The following is a 16189-nucleotide window of genomic DNA, read 5'->3' on the forward strand; positions in this document are numbered from 1 at the left end:
CGGGTTGTCAGCGAAACAGACGGAATCCGTATGAGCATCACGCGCCGCTGTCAGAATCCCGAAATACCCCGCGTGGCACACTGAACTCCGGACCGGCAGACTCCGCGCGGTGATCCCCGCGCCCTGCCCAGCCCCCACACCCCCAACTCAGGGCCGCCCGCCGATGTTCCCCCGGCCGGGCGGCCCTTTTTTCGCGTGGCGCTCAGCTCAGGCCGTACAGGTCCGCGTACTTCCCGCGCAGGTACGCGAGGTACGGCGCGGCCGTCATGCCCTGCCCGGTCGCGCGTTCCACCAGTTCGTTCGGCGTGAACGTCCGCCCCGGCGCGTACACGTGCTCGCTCAACCAGCCGTGCAGGCGACCGAACTCGCCGCGCGCGAACTCCGCGTCCAGCCCCGGATTCGCGGCGCTGGCAGAGGCGTAGAACTGCGCGCTCAGCACGTTCCCCAGCGTGTACCCCTGGAACACCCCGCCGATCCCGCCGCTGAACCAGTGCACGTCCTGAAGCACCCCGTCCACGTGACTGGGCGCGCGCAGGCCCAGGTTTGCCTCGTACGCCGCGTGCCACGCGTCCGCCAGATCAGAGACCGCCAGCGACCCGCCCAGCAGTTGCCGCTCCAGCTCGTAGCGGGTGATCACGTGCAGGTTGTACGTCAACTCGTCCGCGTCCGTGCGGATCAGGCTGCGGCGCACCACGTTCACCGCGCGGAACATCTCCTCCTCCGTCACGTCGTTCAGCTGCTCCGGGAAGGCGTCCCGGAACCGGCCGAACTGCCCCGCCCAGAACGCCCGCGAGCGGCCCACGATGTTCTCCCAGAGCCGCGACTGACTCTCATGCACCCCGGCGCTCACGCCGCCACCCAGGGGCGTGTCCAGCAGCTCTGAAGCCACGCCCTGCTCGTACAGCGCGTGACCCACCTCGTGTAGCGTCGAGTACAGCGCGTCCGTCGGGTCCGCCAGTTGCGCCCGTGTCGTGATCCGCACGTCCCGCGCGCCCAGCCGGGTCATGAACGGGTGCGCCGTCAGATCCTGCCGCCCCCGCGTGAAATCGTACCCGTACAGCGCCCCGATCTCCTCACCCAGCCGCAACTGAGTGGGAATCGGGTACTCCCGCGCCAGGAAATCCGTCCGGGGCGCCGGGGCCGCTGCGACCGCGTCCACCAGCGGCACCAACGCCGCGCGCAACTCGGCGAACACCGCGTCCACCTGAGCGGCCGTCATGCCCTCGTCCGAACGGTCAATGAAGTAATCCATCGGCCCCGCGAACTCCGGGAAGAACGACGCGCCCTCCAGACTTAGGTCCAGCGTCCGCTCCAGCAGCGGCACCATCCGCGCCCAGTCGTTCGCGGGCCGCGCCTCCACCCACGCCGCGTAACTCTCCCCGGCATGCTGCGACGATGCCCGCACGAACGCCGCCGGAAGCCGCGTCGCCCGCTCGAACTCCCGACGCGCCACCGCCAGCATCCGCGCCTCCACCGGCCCCAGGTCCAGCGCGCCCGCCTGATCCAGCAGCCGCCCGTACCCCGCGTCCGTCGCCCGCCCGTGCCGCACGCCCGCCAGCAGCGCCTGCTGCCGCGCCCGGCCCGACCCCGCCGCGCCCGGCAGGTGCGTACTCTGATCCCACCCCAGCAGCGCCCCGATCCCACCCAGGTCCGCCAACTCCTGCCAGTGCGCCCGCAGCGCCACCCACGTCTCATGCTGTGTCATGACCCGCAGGGTACCGCGCACCTGCGGCAGATCGCGCGCCGACCGGATGTCAGACTGCCCGCATGCCCACACCCCTGCCGCTGGAGGAACTCGTCACCCTGCCCATCACGATGGGCCTGACCGTCTCGCCGGACGGTGAGCACGTCGCGTACTACGACAACCGCAGCGGCCGCATGGAACTGTGCAGCCTGCACCTGCGCACCCGCGAGCGCCGCCAGCACACCAGCGGGCAGGCCCCCGCCACCCCCCGCAGCGCCCCCGTCTGGAGTGCCGACAGCCGCGCCCTGTTCCTCGCCTGGGACCACGACGGGAACGAACGCACCGCCCTGCACGTCCTCACCCTGGACACCGGTGAAGTGCGCGCCCTGCACCACCAGCCCGGCAGCATGGACTTCCCCGTGCATGCCCACCCGGACGGCACGCGCCTGCTCGTGAACTCCACGCGCGGCGGTCAGATGAACGTCTGGCAGTACGACCTGACCCGCAGCGGCGAGGACGCCTGGACGCCCCTGACCACGCAGCCCAACAGCACCCAGGCGGTCGCTTACAGCCCCGACGGCGGCCGCATCAGCCTGAACACCAACGAGAGCCCCGACCTGCGTAACATGGACGGGTACGTCATGAATGCCGACGGCACGGGAATGCGCCGCGTGCTGCACGTTCAGGAAGGCACCCGCGAGAGCGTCGGACACTGGCACCCGGATGGCACGCACCTGACCGCCGCCAGCGACGCCGCCGGGCACAGCCGCGCCGGACTGCTCGACCTGACCAGCGGCGAGGTGAAGTGGTTCACGCCCGAAGGCGGACCCGAGGAGACCCCCGGCCGCATCAGCCCGGACGGCCAGTGGCTGAGCGTCACCCGCAACGCCGACAGCACCCTCACGCCGCTGCTGTACAGCCTGGACACGGCCGCCCCCCGCGCCCTGCACCTGCCGCCGGGCCTGAGTAGCGGCACCCAGTACGCCCTCGGGCATCAGCTGCTCGTGGGGCACGCCACCACCACCACCCGCGCGGACGTCCTCCTGTACGACCTGACCACCGACACTACCAGCACCCTGATCCCCGCCGAATACGGCACCCTGAACCCCGAACAGTTCACGCCCGGCCAGTACGTGCACTACCCCAGCCCCAGCGCCCACGACCCGCAGGTACAGGTGCCCGCCATCCTCTACGCACCCACTGGTCTCGACCCGGCCGTCCGCCACCCCGCCCTCGTGCACGCGCACGGCGGCCCCACCGCGCAGTTCTTCCGTACCTTCGACGACGAGGTGCAATACCTCGTCAGCCTCGGTTACACCGTCATCTGCCCCAACGTGCGCGGCAGCACCGGCTACGGCACCCCCTGGCGCGACGCGAACCTGCGCGACTGGGGCGGCCGCGACCTGCAGGACATCGCCGCCGCCGCCTTGTACCTCGCCACGCTTCCCCACGTCGATCCCGCCCGCATCGGTCTGTATGGCGGAAGCTACGGCGGTTACCTCTCGTACCTCGCGCCCGTCAAACACCCCGACCTGTTCAAAGTCGCCATTCCCATCGTCGGGATCACCGACCTGCACCAGCTGCACGCCGACAACAGCCGCGACATCCCTCAGCTCGCCTACTACTTCCGCACCATGATGGGCCACCCCGACGAGCACGCCGACCTGTGGCGCGACCGCAGCGCCATCACCCACGCCGCGAACCTCAACGCTCACCTGCTCATCCTGCACGGCACCAACGACCCCCGCTGCCCGATCAACCAGGCCCGGAGCTTCCGCGACGCCCTGAACGCCACCGGCAAACACGAAGGGCAGGACTACGAGTACGTGGAATTCGACGACCAGGGCCACGGCACCGCCGACCCCGCCGCCCGCATCCGCACCACCGGGCTCATCGCCGACTACCTCGCCCGGCACCTGTAACCAAGCCATTCAGTCTGCGCCAACTGGCCGATTCCCCACCCGCCTCACCCCGCGCAGACTGGGCGCATGACCGACCCCGCCCTCTCCCGGCGCCTCTCGTACCTGCTGCGTCACGCCCCGCACGAGGCGGGCCTGACTCTCGCGCCCGGCGGATGGGTGCCGCTCGCGCCCGTGCTGACGCACCTGAACACCACCCGCGCCCAGGTCGAAGCCGTCGTCGCGGGGAGCGATAAGCAACGCTTCAGCCTGCGCGGCGACCACATCCGCGCCAACCAGGGGCACAGCGTGCCCGTCGACCTGCAACTGCATCCCAGCGTGCCGCCCGCCCTGCTGTATCACGGCACGCACGCGGGCGCCCTGCCTGCCATCCGCGAGGGTGGACTGCGCTCCATGAACCGCCACCACGTCCACCTCTCGCCCGACCCGGACACCGCCCGGCGAGTCGGCGCGCGGCGCGGCCCGCCCATCACTCTCACCATCCGGGCAGGGGAGATGCACACCGCCGGACACGTGCTGTTCGTCAGCGAGAACGGCGTGTGGCTGGTGGACATGGTGCCGCCTGCGTTCATCGACGGTGCATAAGGCATGAAAACGGTTGCTGTTCGTGCCGTGCTGGACGGTAGAAATCAGGCCGGCCGATAGGGGTTGACGTGCCCTGCATACTGGGGTATCCTTTCCTTATCACCGCCGAAGAAGGCGGGTTTTTCGTTTTAGGCTATTTTCCCTGCTTTGCCCCACCCCCAGCCCCAGAGGGACGGGGGAGCCAAAGTCGGCACTGGGCAAGAGGTTTGACTGACGCAGCCGCTGGTGGTTTGCGTTCTGCTTTTTTCCCTCTCCCCCTGCGAGAGAGGGAGGGAGGCGCGAAGCGACGGAAGGGTGTGGGGACGCGCGGCCACCATCATGTGCAGGAGGAACGCGACCGTACTGGGTCAACTGTGGGAGCGGGGTTTCGCGCTTCGGGCTACCCTGCCCCTATGGATCTCGCTGCTGCCCGCGCCGCCCTGCAAGCCGCCTCTCGCGTTGCTGTGCTGACCGGCGCGGGCGTCAGTGCCGAGAGCGGCATTCCCACCTTCCGGGACGCGCAGACCGGCCACTGGGCGCGCTTCAAACCTCAGGATCTCGCCAGTCCGCCCGCGTACCGCCGCGACCCGGAGATGGTGTGGGAGTGGTACGCGGGCCGCTACCGGGACGTGCTGGCCGCGCAGCCGAACGAGGCTCACCACCTGCTCGCCCGGCTGGAGCGCGAGAAGGGCGCGGGCTTCTTCCTCGCCACGCAGAACGTGGATGGCCTGCACCACCGCGCGGGCAGCGGTACGCACGGCGGCACGGTCGTGGAACTGCACGGCAACCTCCTCAGCGCCCGGGACGAGGTGACGGGCGAAATCCACCCCCTCGCCGCGCCCGCCGAACTGGTCACGCCGCCCACCTCGCCGCTCGGGAACCGCATGCGGCCCAACGTCGTCTGGTTCGGCGAACTCCTGCCCGAGGACGCCCTGGAAGCCGCGCAGGACGCCTTCGCCGCCGCCCAGGTCGCGCTGGTCATCGGCACCAGCGGGGCCGTGTACCCCGCCGCCGGACTGGCCGCCGAGACGCTGCGGCGCGGCGGGATCGCCATCGAGATCAACCCTACCGACACCGAGATCTCGCACCAGATGACCTTCGCCGTGCGGGACGTCGCGTCACGCGGACTCGCCGCGCTGCTCGAATGAAGAAAGGACTCGTCCCGGCGCGCATCTGGGGCCTGCTCGCCAGCGAGGCCGACCGCGTGGTGCTCTTCCGGCGCGGCCCCTCACGCTGGACGCGCGTGTACCTGTGGGACACCGCCACCGACACCCTCTCGCCCGGATCGTGGTTCCACGGGCGGCTGTACGAGTGGATGAGCGACCTCTCTCCCGACGGCGAGCACCTGCTGTACCACGCGCAGAACGAGTCAAAACGGCAGCAGGCGCTGGCAATGGAACGCTACGGCGTCAGAATGTGGGACTGGACGGCTCTGTCGAAACCGCCGCAGGTTCACGCCATCGGACTGTGGAACGCCTCGGACGGCTGGAGCGGTGGCGGCGCGTTCCGGGACTCACGGACGATTCAGGTCAACCACACCGACCTGACGAAACAGCAACTGATTCGCCCGCCGGGTTTTGAGGTCCTGCATCCTACGGGCACGTTGCGGGTGGATACCTTCCGCGTCGTATTGAAACGGACGGGTTGGCACGTCGCTCATCAGCCGAGACGCTGGATCGGCATGGGTGAAGCGGACCCGTTCACCCTGCGTAAGAAGTCACTGGAACTGAATTTCATCAGCGATCAGCGGTATCACCGCTTCGTCCGGTACCGCTGGCTGGCGGAAGGACCGTCGCCCGATCTGGAGGGTGCGACCTGGGCCGACCTCGACCGTCGGGGGCGGCTGTTGATCGCCCGCGCCGGACGCGTGTTCATCTGGCGCGGGGGGCAGGAGGCGGAACTGGCGGACCTGAACGCCGACCAGCCGCCCCGCCCGGCTCAGCCCGCGTAGGGGTTGGGGCGCGTGGCCTCCTGCGCGAGCCACTGCGCCCAGGTGCGGCCCACGCCGCTCAGGTCCGGGCGGGTCAGGGGCGTGAAGCGCCGCGCGGCCGGGATAGGCACGAGGCGGGTGCGTGCACCGGTCGCGTCGGCCCAGCTGCGCGCCAGTTCCGGCAGTGGGATGACCTGTGGTCCGACGATGTCCGGCGCGCGGCCCTGCGGGTCGCCCAGTGCCACCTGCGCCACCCCGGCGGCGGCGGCGTGGATGTCCACCGGCTGGAGGGGCAGGCCCGGCAGGGGCAGCAGCGGCGCGCGGGTCAGGCGCGACAGCATGAACGCCACGAACTCGTGGAACTGCGTGGCGCGCACCACCGTGAACGGCACGCCACCCGCCGTGACCAGCGCCTCCGAGTGCGTCTTGGCGCGGTAGTAAGGGAAGGCCCGCACCTGATCGCAGCCCACGATGCTGACGTACACGACGTGCCGCACGCCCGCCTCCCGCGCCGCCGCGAGGAGCACGCCGGTCATCTCGACGTCCGCCTGGGGCCGTGACGGCTGGCTGGCGGCGTGAATGACGGTGTCCACACCGCGCAGTGCGTCCGCTAGGCCCGCGCCGGTCTGCAGGTCACCCTGCCGGAAGGCGGGGCGGGGGTCGGCGTGGCGGGACAGGACGCGCACGTCCGCGCGGCCTTCCAGGGTATGCGTCAGGGCGCGGCCCAGCACGCCGCTGCCTCCGGTCACGAGCATCGTTGTCATGGGGTGGCCTCCAGCGGCGCGAAAAGGGGAGAAGAGGACGGGCGGCTTTCAGCAGACGCCATGGCGCATGGCGGATTGTCCCCCGGCGGGTGTCTGATTTCTCCCACACCCGTTCAGGGAAAGCCTGTTAATTTCTAGGTGGCCCGCTCCTCTGGGGTGGGCCGCTTCCTTCGGGGCGGGGTGAAATTCCCTACCGGCGGTGATGGCGTGAGCCTCAGCCCGCGAAGCCCGCGCAATTTGCACCACGCGCAGGCCCGATCTGGTGGGAATCCAGAGCCGACGGTCAGAGTCCGGATGAGAGAAGGAGGAACGCTGCCTGCCCCCCAGCAGGTAGCGACAGACCATGTATGAAGTGAATGCTCCACCCGCAGGGGTGGCGGCGGCACTGCCGGTAGACGAGCGGTTCATGACGCTCGCGCTTGAGCAGGCTGCCAGAGGACTGGGCCGCACGGCGCCGAATCCCCCCGTGGGCTGCGTGATCGTGCAAGGCGATGAACTGGTGGGTCGAGGCTTCCACCCGAGGGCCGGTGAGCCGCACGCGGAGGTGTTCGCCCTGCGGGACGCGGGCGAGCAGGCGCGCGGTGGGACGGCGTACGTGACGCTGGAACCGTGCAGTCATCACGGCCGGACGCCGCCCTGCGCGGACGCGCTGATCGCAGCGGGCGTGCGGCGGGTGGTCGTGGCGGCGCTGGACCCGAACCCGCTGGTGGCGGGGCGGGGCGTGCAGAAGCTCCGCGAGGCAGGGATCGAGATCACGGTGGGCGTGCTGGAGGCGCAGGCCAAGCGGCAGCAGGCGGGGTTCCGCAGTCTGATCGTGCGGGGCCGCCCGTGGGTGGTGGCGAAGTACGCCATGACTCTCGACGGCAAGGTGGCCGCGCCCGGCGAGGGCAACGGCGCGGTGAGCGGCCCCGAGGCCCGCGAGCGCACCATGCGCTGGCGTGACGAACTGGACGCCGTCGCGGTCGGCAGCGGCACGATTGACTTGGACGACCCGGCCCTGACGACACGCGGCGTGACGGGCGGGCGTGATCCGCGCCCGGTTGTCTTTGACCGCCGCGCGGCGAGCGACTCTCAGGCCCGCGCGTGGCGCGACGACGCGGTGCTCGTGACCGCCCCGGACGCCGACGTTGCCGCGCACGAGGCCGCCGGGATCAAGGTGCAGCGGGCCGCCTCCCTGCCGGACGCCCTGAGCGGACTGGCTGGCCTGGGGGTCAGCAGCGTGCTGCTGGAGGGTGGCCCTACCCTTCTGAGCGCCTTCTTCGCGCAGGGACTGGTGGACGAGGTGCGGGTCTTCATCGCGCCGAAACTCCTCGGCGCGGGCCTGAGCCCCCTGACCGGCCCCGAGCGGCCCATGCACGAGGCGCAGGCATTGCGGGACATAACGGTCGAGACACTCGGCCCGGATGTCCTGATCACCGGCCTGCTGCACGACATCCCGCGCGTCTAGTCTTTCTCCCTTCTCCCTGGGGGTGAGGGGTTCCTCGCTCCACCCGAGGTCAAAGCATGTTTACTGGAATCATCGAACAGGTGGGCGTCATCGCCCGCACCACTGACAACGAAGGCAACCTGACCGTCACCATCCAGCCCGCCCGCATGTGGGCCGACGTGGAACTCGGCGAGAGCATCGCCGTGAACGGCACCTGCCTGACCGTGACCACCTGGGATGCGGCGGGCTTCACCGTGGACCTCAGTCGCGAGACCATCGCCAAGACTGCGCCGCACTGGCGGGAGGGCACGAAAGTCAATCTGGAACGTGCCATGACCGCCCAGGCGCGTTTCGGCGGGCACGTGGTGAGCGGGCATGTGGACGGGGTGGGCGAGATCCTGCGCGTGGACGCCCAGCCCGGCGCGTACACCATGAACGTGCGCGCCGCGCCGCACCTCGCGCGCTACCTCGTGCCGAAGGGCAGCGTCACGGTGGACGGCGTGAGCCTGACCGTCGTGGACGCGGGCGGCCCCGCCGGTAGCCGCGCCGACCTGCGCCCCGACGAGTTCACGCTGTGGCTCGTGCCGCATACCCTGGAGGTCACCACCCTGCACACCTGGGCAGCCGGCACGAAAGTGAACCTGGAGGCGGACCAGATGGCCAAGTACGTCGAGCGCCTGATCCTGATGCGCGACTGGACGCCCGAACAGCCCGGACAGCCGGAGCAGGGGGTAGGCGCATGAGCCTAGCCTCCATTCCTGACCTGCTGGCGGAACTGCGCGCGGGGCGGCCCGTGATTCTGGTGGACGACGAGAACCGCGAGAACGAGGGTGATCTGCTGATGCCCGCCGCCACGGCGACGCCCGAGTGGGTGAACTTCATGGCGCGCGAGGGGCGCGGCCTGATCTGCGTGACGCTCACGCCCGACCGCGCCCGCGTCTTGGACCTGACACCCATGGTAGGCAGCAGTACCGACCCGAACGGCACGGCGTTCACCGTCAGCGTGGATCACGTGAGCAACAGCACCGGCATCAGTGCCTTCGACCGCGCCGCCACCATCGCCGCCCTGATGGACGACGCGGCGAAGTCCATGGATTTCCGCCGTCCGGGACACATCTTTCCGCTCGTGGCGCGGCCCGGCGGGGTGCTGCGCCGCGCCGGGCACACCGAGGCCGGGTGCGATCTGGCGCGGCTGGCGGGCTTCGCGCCGGTCGGTGTGATCTGCGAGATCATGGGCGATGACGGCGAGATGAGCCGCCTGCCGGACCTTCTCGCCTTCGGCGAGCGGCACGGGCTGAAGGTCGGCAGCATCGAGGCGCTGATTGCCTACCGCATGGAACACGACCCGTTCATGCAGCTCGTCGCGGAAGCGAAGCTGCCCACCGAGCACGGCGAGTTCCGCATTGTCGGCTTCGAGGACTCCCTGACCGGCGCCGAGCACGTCGCACTCGTCATGGGCGACATCACGCCAGAGCCGATGCTGGTGCGCGTACACAGCGAATGCCTGACCGGCGACGGCTTCCACAGCCTGCGCTGCGACTGCGGCCCGCAGCGCGACGCGGCCATGCAGGCCATCGCCGCCGAGGGACGCGGCGTCCTCGTGTACCTGCGGCAGGAGGGGCGCGGCATCGGCCTGCTCAACAAGATCCGCGCGTACCACCTGCAAGACGGCGGCGCCGACACCGTCGAAGCGAACCTGCAACTCGGCTTTCCCGCCGACGCCCGCGACTTCGGCATCGGCGCCCAGATGCTTCACCTGCTCGGCGCCCGGCAACTGCGCGTCCTGACGAACAACCCCCGCAAACTGCACTCCCTGGGCGGCTTCGGCCTGGAAGTCGTCGAACGCGTGCCCCTCCACGTCGGGCACAACGAACACAACACCGCGTACCTCAGCACCAAAGCCGCCAAACTCGGCCACATCGGCACGGACGGCAGCGGGGACTGAGCGGCGGAGAACCCCTCAGTCCGCTTCGCGGCCAGCTCCCCTCAAGGGGAGCCAACAACAGATCCTTGCCTCCCCTTGAGGGGAGGTGCCCGAAGGGCGGAGGGGTTTTTCCGCAGCGTTATCGCCTCTCCCCATCTGCCAAGTCCATATAGCCCACTGCTTACATCCCCATTCACAGGAGACCCACCATGAACCGAATTGAAGCCAATCTGCTCGCCACCGACCTGAAGTTCGCTGTTGTCAGTACCCGCTGGAACCACCTGATCGTGGACCGTCTGGTGGAGGGGGCGGAGCTGGCGTTCGTGCAGCACGGTGGGAAGACCGAGAACCTGGACCAGTTTCTGGCGCCGGGCAGTTACGAGGTACCGCTGATCGCTCGCAAACTTGCTGAAAGTGGGAAGTACGACGCGGTGGTGTGCTTGGGGGCCGTCATCAAGGGCGACACGGACCACTACGATTTCGTGGCAGGCGGCGCGGCGAACGGCATCCTGAACACCAGCCTGCACACGGGCGTGCCGGTGGCGTTCGGGGTGCTGACCACTGATACGGTCGAGCAGGCTCTGAACCGCGCCGGGATCAAGGCTGGGAACAAGGGCGGCGAGGCGGTCCTGGCGATGATCGAGACCGTGAACCTGCTGAAACAGATCGGCTAGGCGGGGTGCGGGGGAGGCGTTCCCACCTCCCTTCGCCAATCCCGCTTTGACTCACACCCGGCTGTGAACGGGGTTGTTATGCTGTTGTGCTTGATGCGGGGCCGCCACTGGAGTCCCGAAAAGGGGTGATGTGTTGTGACGGCAGCTGAGAATATGCAGGATCAGGTTTTTCCCGCACCGATCAAATCGGTCGAGGGTGGCAGCGCGGCAGAGCGGGCGGGCGTACAGCCGGGTGACGTGCTGCTGCGCGTGAACGGTGAGCCGGTAACGGACGTCCTGGCATACCGGCACGCGCTGTCGCAGGGGCGCGCGACGCTGGAGATCGCCCGGCCGCAGGAAGCTCCGCGCGTCATGACGGGCGTGGCGGGCACCGCGCAGGATCACCACCGGTTGTTCCTGCCGACTGCGCCCAGTCTGGAGGACACCTTCACGTTCGACGTGGAGTGGGAGGACCCGGGTCTGGAGTTCGAGGAGGTGCTGTTCGACGGCATCAAGAAGTGCGCGAACAAGTGCGATTTCTGTTACGTGCATCAGATGCCGCGCGGCTTCCGCAAGAGCCTGTACATCATGGACGACGATTACCGCCTCTCGTTCCTGTACGGGTCGTTCGTGACCCTGACGAACCTCTCCGAGAACGACATCGTGCGGATCGAGAACGAGAACCTCTCGCCGCTGTACGTGTCGGTTCACACGGCGAACCAGGACCTGCGGCAGGACATGATGAAGTGGTGGCGCCTGAAGGTCAAAGACCAGCAGGCCGTGCAGATCCGCTCCATGATCGAGCGTCTGGAGCAGATCGACCTGTACACGCAGATCGTGCTGGTCCCGGAACGCAACGACCGCGAGAACCTCGACGAGACCGTGGAGTACCTCGCGAGCCGTCCGAACGTGATCAGCGCGGCGGTCGTGCCGATCGGCCTGACGAGTCACCGCACGAACCTGCCGGACGTGCGGACCTTCACGCGGGAGGAAGCGCAGGACAGCCTGCGCCGCCTGAACGTGTGGCGCCGCAAGTTCCTGAACGAGCGGGGCACGCGCTTCGTGTTCCCCAGCGACGAACTGTACCTGCTGGCCGGCGAGCCGCTGCCGACCGAGGAGGAGTACGAGGGCTTCCCGATGCTGGAAAACGGCGTGGGCATGATCCGCGACTTCCTGACCGAGGCCCTGCCGGAACTCCCGGCGGCGCTGCCCGAGCCCCGGCGCGTGATTCTGGGGACAGGCTCGCTGTTCGCGGAGTCCCTGGACCGCGCGGTCGAGCCGCTGCGGGCCATCGGGGGCCTGACCCTGGAGGTGCGGGCCATCGAGAACAAGACCTTCGGGAAGGTCACGACCGTGGCGGGCCTGCTGACGGGCCGCTGCTTCCGGCACGCCATCAAGCCCGGCGAGGCCGACCTGCTGATCGTGCCGCCCACCACGCTGCGTTACGGCACGGAACTGATGCTGGACGACGTGAGCCTGGACGAACTGCGCTCCGAGCTGCGCATGGACATCCGGCCGGGCGGCGCGACGCTGGGCGAACTGGCCCGCGTGATTCTTCAGGGCGCGCAGAGCAGCGGTCACCAGTGGGGCATGAGCGCGCACGCCGTGAAGGACAGCGGGCGCGAGGAACCGGCGTCCGTGCAGGTGGCCGAGCAGAACATGCGCGGTCAGGCTTAAGCGGAAAGGTACAGGGCAGGGAACGGGGGCGGCAGCCTCAGCGGGCGTACATCTGGCCCGGCTGAGGCTGCCGCCCCTGTCGTGGTCGCGTGTAGAACACCGCACACGCACCCGGTCGCGCACCGGGTGTTTCCCGTCGTTTCAGCGCAGAACGGATCGTCGGACTGAACAGACAGGAGTCCTAACAGCCGGGCCGCGTGTGGACACCCGGATGGTTGGCGGCCCCTTCATGTGGCGGCCAGACTGACCGGCCCGTCATCCGATCGGGACTGCGGCGCATATGACTGTTCAGGACCCGGCAAGTGTTCGGGGCAGGCCGGGTGGCTGCGGTGAATCCTTCACGCGGCCAGCCTGGATTTCACCGTCACCGCTTCACGTTCCAGGCCACGCGCCGGAGGTTCCACCATGCGAAAAACTCCTTTCATCGAATCGCGCCTCGCGACCACCCTGACCGTTCCGCCCCGCCGGGACGCCGCGCCGCTGGCGCAGAAGGTCGATGCCCTTGAACTGCGGCTGGTGGGCTGGTGGGTACGGCACGGTGTGACGCTGCTGCGGCTGGCGCTGGGGCTGATTTTCGTGTGGTTCGGCGCGCAGAAGTTCTTTCCGGGCCTCAGTTCCGCCGAGGCGCTGGCCACGCGGACCATCTCGGTCCTGACGTTCGGGCTGGTGCCGCCGCAGGTGAGCCTGCCGGTCCTGGCGACCTGGGAGTGCCTGATCGGGCTGGGCCTGCTGACAGGCCGCTTCATGCGGGTCACGCTGGTCCTGCTGTTCGCGCAGATGGCCGGGACGTTCCTACCGCTGGTGTTCTTTCCCACCGAGACGTTCAAGTTCGTGCCGCTGGTCCCGAATCTGGAAGGGCAGTACATCCTGAAGAACCTGATCTTGATCGCGGGTGGTCTGGTGGTCGGGGCGACCATGCGGGGGGCGCGGATGATGGAAAGCGCCGAGCAGGACGCAGCGCGTGACACCCTGCGGCCGGCCGCCAGTCTGCGCACCTGACTTCTGGTGCGGGCGCTCTGGCCTGACGAGGGCGGGCGGCGCAAGTGGTATGGCCCGCTGGGGGGGGTTGTCTGCGATTGGTAGCAGAAAGAGGGATGTTTTAACCTGAAATACCCCACATCCCCCCTGAAATCACCTAGACAACCTTGTGTGAATTGCATTGCTATCTGATGAACAGAGTGTAAAACTTCACGCATGATCAGCGGATTCCGGGATTTCATCATGCGCGGCAACATCGTCGACCTCGCCATTGCCGTCGTCACCGGCGCGGCCTTCGCGGCCCTCGTCACGGCCTTCTCGAACGCCTTCATCAACCCGCTCATCAAGCTCGTCACGGGCGGCGGCGCCATCGGCGGCAAGTTCACGGTCAACGGCGTGGACTTCGATTACGGCCTGTTCATCACGGCCCTGATCACCTTCCTGCTCACCATGGCCGTCATCTACTCCGTGGTCGTCGTGCCCTACAACAAGATGCGCGAACGCATGACCAAGCCCGCCGACGCCGCACCCGCCGGCCCCACCAACGAAGAGAAGCTCCTGATGGAAATCCGCGACGCCCTGCGCACCCGCTGAACCCCAGCCCCCGATTGACAGCCCCCGACTGAAGCGCGGCCCCCACTGGTGTGAGGGCCGCGCCCTTATCCTGCTGGGCATGACCCGATCCGCGAACTACGCCCGCGCCTTCCAGATGCACCGCGCCGCCCTGATGGACCTCTACGAGCAACTGCCGGAGGACCAGGGCACCTTCAGCGCCTGGGAAGGCGGCATGAACTTCATGGCGCAGGCCGACCACCTGTCGGTCAGCGCCACCCGCTTCCTCAGCATGATCCAGGGGCAGGCTCCCGCCCTCGCCCCGGAACCCAGCCAGACCCTCACCGAGGCGCGCGGCCGCCTGTGGGACACCAACGAACTGGCCCTGGCCGCCATCAGCGCCCTGACCGACGACGACCTCGCCCGGCGCGTCCCGGCCTTCGGCGGCCGCGAGATGCCCGTCACCGCCCTGCTGGACATGATCATCACCCACGAGGCGCACCACAAGGGACAGGTGTGGGTCATGGCCCGCATGGTGGGCGTCAAACCGCCCATGTTCGTCAAGATGGGCTGATACGGCCTCCGAGTGAATGGCTTGCGAAGCCGTTCAATCCGTGCGGATGCGAGTGGGAGAGGAACGGGTTTCGATTGTCAACTCCACGCCCGGAACCCGTATGAGTCAGCCGGGAAGCAGCGAACAGCACGTCAGGTAGTAAATCAGAAAGAGCCGCTGGCGGATTCACGCTGCCAGCGGCCTTTTTGCGTTCGTCCCGGCGTTCAGTTCACCAGTTTGGTCTTGTTCGTCACGAAGTCCATCAGCACGTACTGCCCGATGTTCTGCGGCGTCGTGAAGTACGCCTTGCCGCGCGTCATCTCGCTGACGCGGCGCACGAAACCCACCAGTTCCGGGTCGCGGGCCAGCATGAACGTGTTCACCTGAATGCCGCTGCGGCGGCAGTTGGCGACCTCGCGCAGCGTCGCGCCCAGCACGTAGGGGTCCAGGCCGTACGCGTTCTTGTAGATGCGGCCGTCCGGGAGGGTCAGGGCGCTGGGCTTCCCGTCTGTGATCATCACGATCTGCTTCATGTCCTTGTTCTCACGCTTGAGCAGCTGCTGCGCCAGTCGCAGGCCGCCCGCCGTGTTCGTGTGGTACGGCCCGATCTGTGCCTGCGCCAGTTTGGATACTGGCACTTCCTCGGCGCTGTCGTGGAACAGCACGAACTTCACGGTGTCGCCCGGGTACTGCGTGCGGATCAGGTGCGCCAGCGCCAGCGCCACCTGCTTGGCGGGCGTGAAGCGGTCCTCGCCGTACAGGATCATGGAGTGAGAGCAGTCCAGCAGCACCACCGTCGCCGCCGAACTGTTGTACTCGGCCTGCCGGATCACCAGATCCGACTCCTCGAGGTTCTCGAAGCCTTTACTGATCACGTTGCCCAGCGTGGCGGTCGTGTCGAGGTTCATGGTGTCCCCGAACTCGTAGGATTTCAGTTCGCCGGTCATCTCGACGCCGCTGGCGTACTCGCGGGTGTCGTGCGCGCCCGCGCTGCTGCGGCCCAGGCCGCCCATCAGGTCCCGCAGGCTCTTGTACCCCAGGAAATCGATGCTCTTGTCGGTCAGCTGGAATTTCGCGTCGCCGGGTTCACCCGCGCCGCCTCCCTCGCCATCCTCGAACTCCTTGCGGATGAAACCTTCCTGTTGCAGGCGGTCCATCAACTGCTGAATCTGCTGCCCCAGGCCCGTCTCGCGGATGTCGTCGGCCTGCATGGCCTCCAGCAGCTGATCTTCCGGGATCATGCCGCGCTCGGCCAGCGCTTCCAGGATCGCGTCGAACAGGTCGTCCATGCTGGGCCGGGCGTTCGGGTCCGGGTCGTACGGGTCGTTCATGCCCTGCCCCAGCAGCGCTTCCTGAATCATCTGCATCAGTTCACTGGAATCCAGCTGATCCAGTTCCCCCTCGAACTTGCTGTACCGGGTAATGCGCGCCATGAAGACCTCCGTTCACTCCCAGCATGGCGCGTTTCCGGGCGGCACTTTGTAAGGGTCTGGGCCTTTCACGCGCGTGAACGTCGCCGTACCGGCCCGCTATTCCAACCGCTGGGCCGGGTGCGTCACAATGGA

15 protein-coding genes and 1 riboswitch are annotated in these 16189 nt (G+C 68.3%); of the genes, 12 read left to right on the top strand and 3 right to left on the bottom strand.

Going from position 1 to position 16189, the window contains the following annotated elements; all coding sequences use genetic code 11:
- Positions 1–202 precede the first annotated feature (202 nt).
- Entirely contained in the window at positions 203–1705 is a 1503-nt protein-coding gene (locus M8445_RS06970; RefSeq protein ID WP_273990625.1) for a carboxypeptidase M32, read from the bottom strand.
- Positions 1706–1767: 62 nt separating this feature from the next.
- Here M8445_RS06970 and M8445_RS06975 point away from each other — a divergent pair, with 62 nt between their 5' ends.
- From M8445_RS06975 to M8445_RS06990, 4 genes are all read left to right on the top strand, one after another.
- On the top strand, positions 1768–3606 hold the full coding sequence (locus M8445_RS06975; RefSeq protein WP_273990627.1) for a S9 family peptidase: 1839 nt from the start codon (positions 1768–1770) through the stop codon (positions 3604–3606).
- A 66-nt stretch (positions 3607–3672) separates the two neighbouring features.
- Positions 3673–4188 (top strand): RNA 2'-phosphotransferase, encoded by a 516-nt coding sequence (locus M8445_RS06980; RefSeq protein ID WP_273990628.1) that lies wholly within the window; start codon positions 3673–3675, stop codon positions 4186–4188.
- A gap of 392 nt (positions 4189–4580) precedes the next feature.
- Positions 4581–5315, top strand: a complete 735-nt coding sequence (locus M8445_RS06985) for a Sir2 family NAD-dependent protein deacetylase (RefSeq protein WP_273990629.1) — start codon at positions 4581–4583, stop codon at positions 5313–5315.
- On the top strand, positions 5312–6118 hold the full coding sequence (locus tag M8445_RS06990; protein ID WP_273990630.1) for a hypothetical protein: 807 nt from the start codon (positions 5312–5314) through the stop codon (positions 6116–6118). Before M8445_RS06985 ends, M8445_RS06990 begins: the two co-directional genes overlap by 4 nt.
- On the opposite strand, the gene M8445_RS06995 is transcribed toward M8445_RS06990, so the two are convergent.
- Entirely contained in the window at positions 6106–6861 is a 756-nt protein-coding gene (locus M8445_RS06995) for an SDR family oxidoreductase (protein ID WP_273990632.1), read from the bottom strand. The genes M8445_RS06990 and M8445_RS06995 overlap by 13 nt on opposite strands.
- A gap of 162 nt (positions 6862–7023) precedes the next feature.
- A riboswitch (FMN riboswitch) is annotated at positions 7024–7171 on the top strand.
- A 96-nt stretch (positions 7172–7267) separates the two neighbouring features.
- Between M8445_RS06995 and ribD the strand changes: the two genes are divergently transcribed.
- From ribD to M8445_RS07035, 8 genes are all read left to right on the top strand, one after another.
- Positions 7268–8308: a bifunctional diaminohydroxyphosphoribosylaminopyrimidine deaminase/5-amino-6-(5-phosphoribosylamino)uracil reductase RibD gene (ribD, locus tag M8445_RS07000; RefSeq protein WP_273990633.1), complete on the top strand. Its 1041-nt coding sequence runs from the start codon at positions 7268–7270 to the stop codon at positions 8306–8308.
- Positions 8309–8364: 56 nt separating this feature from the next.
- The gene (locus M8445_RS07005) at positions 8365–9030 is read left to right on the top strand and encodes a riboflavin synthase (protein WP_273990635.1); all 666 of its coding nucleotides are present in this window, start codon (positions 8365–8367) and stop codon (positions 9028–9030) included.
- Entirely contained in the window at positions 9027–10232 is a 1206-nt protein-coding gene (locus tag M8445_RS07010) for a bifunctional 3,4-dihydroxy-2-butanone-4-phosphate synthase/GTP cyclohydrolase II (protein WP_273990636.1), read from the top strand. Before M8445_RS07005 ends, M8445_RS07010 begins: the two co-directional genes overlap by 4 nt.
- A gap of 188 nt (positions 10233–10420) precedes the next feature.
- On the top strand, positions 10421–10885 hold the full coding sequence (gene ribH, locus M8445_RS07015; protein ID WP_273990637.1) for a 6,7-dimethyl-8-ribityllumazine synthase: 465 nt from the start codon (positions 10421–10423) through the stop codon (positions 10883–10885).
- 153 nt (positions 10886–11038) lie between these two features.
- On the top strand, positions 11039–12541 hold the full coding sequence (locus M8445_RS07020; protein WP_273990638.1) for a DUF512 domain-containing protein: 1503 nt from the start codon (positions 11039–11041) through the stop codon (positions 12539–12541).
- Positions 12542–12946: 405 nt separating this feature from the next.
- Positions 12947–13540, top strand: coding sequence for a DoxX family protein (locus tag M8445_RS07025; RefSeq protein ID WP_273990639.1), 594 nt, complete (start codon positions 12947–12949; stop codon positions 13538–13540).
- A 195-nt stretch (positions 13541–13735) separates the two neighbouring features.
- Positions 13736–14113, top strand: coding sequence for a large conductance mechanosensitive channel protein MscL (gene mscL / locus M8445_RS07030; protein ID WP_273990640.1), 378 nt, complete (start codon positions 13736–13738; stop codon positions 14111–14113).
- A gap of 79 nt (positions 14114–14192) precedes the next feature.
- Positions 14193–14645 carry a DinB family protein gene (locus M8445_RS07035; RefSeq protein WP_273990641.1) on the top strand — a complete coding sequence of 151 codons (453 nt, stop codon included), beginning with the start codon at positions 14193–14195 and terminating at the stop codon, positions 14643–14645.
- Positions 14646–14848: 203 nt separating this feature from the next.
- On the opposite strand, the gene M8445_RS07040 is transcribed toward M8445_RS07035, so the two are convergent.
- Positions 14849–16057 carry a vWA domain-containing protein gene (locus M8445_RS07040; RefSeq protein WP_273990644.1) on the bottom strand — a complete coding sequence of 403 codons (1209 nt, stop codon included), beginning with the start codon at positions 16055–16057 and terminating at the stop codon, positions 14849–14851.
- Between the last annotated feature and the right edge of the window lie 132 nt (positions 16058–16189).

This window comes from Deinococcus aquaticus (genome assembly GCF_028622095.1).
Classification (GTDB): Bacteria; Deinococcota; Deinococci; order Deinococcales; family Deinococcaceae; genus Deinococcus; species Deinococcus aquaticus.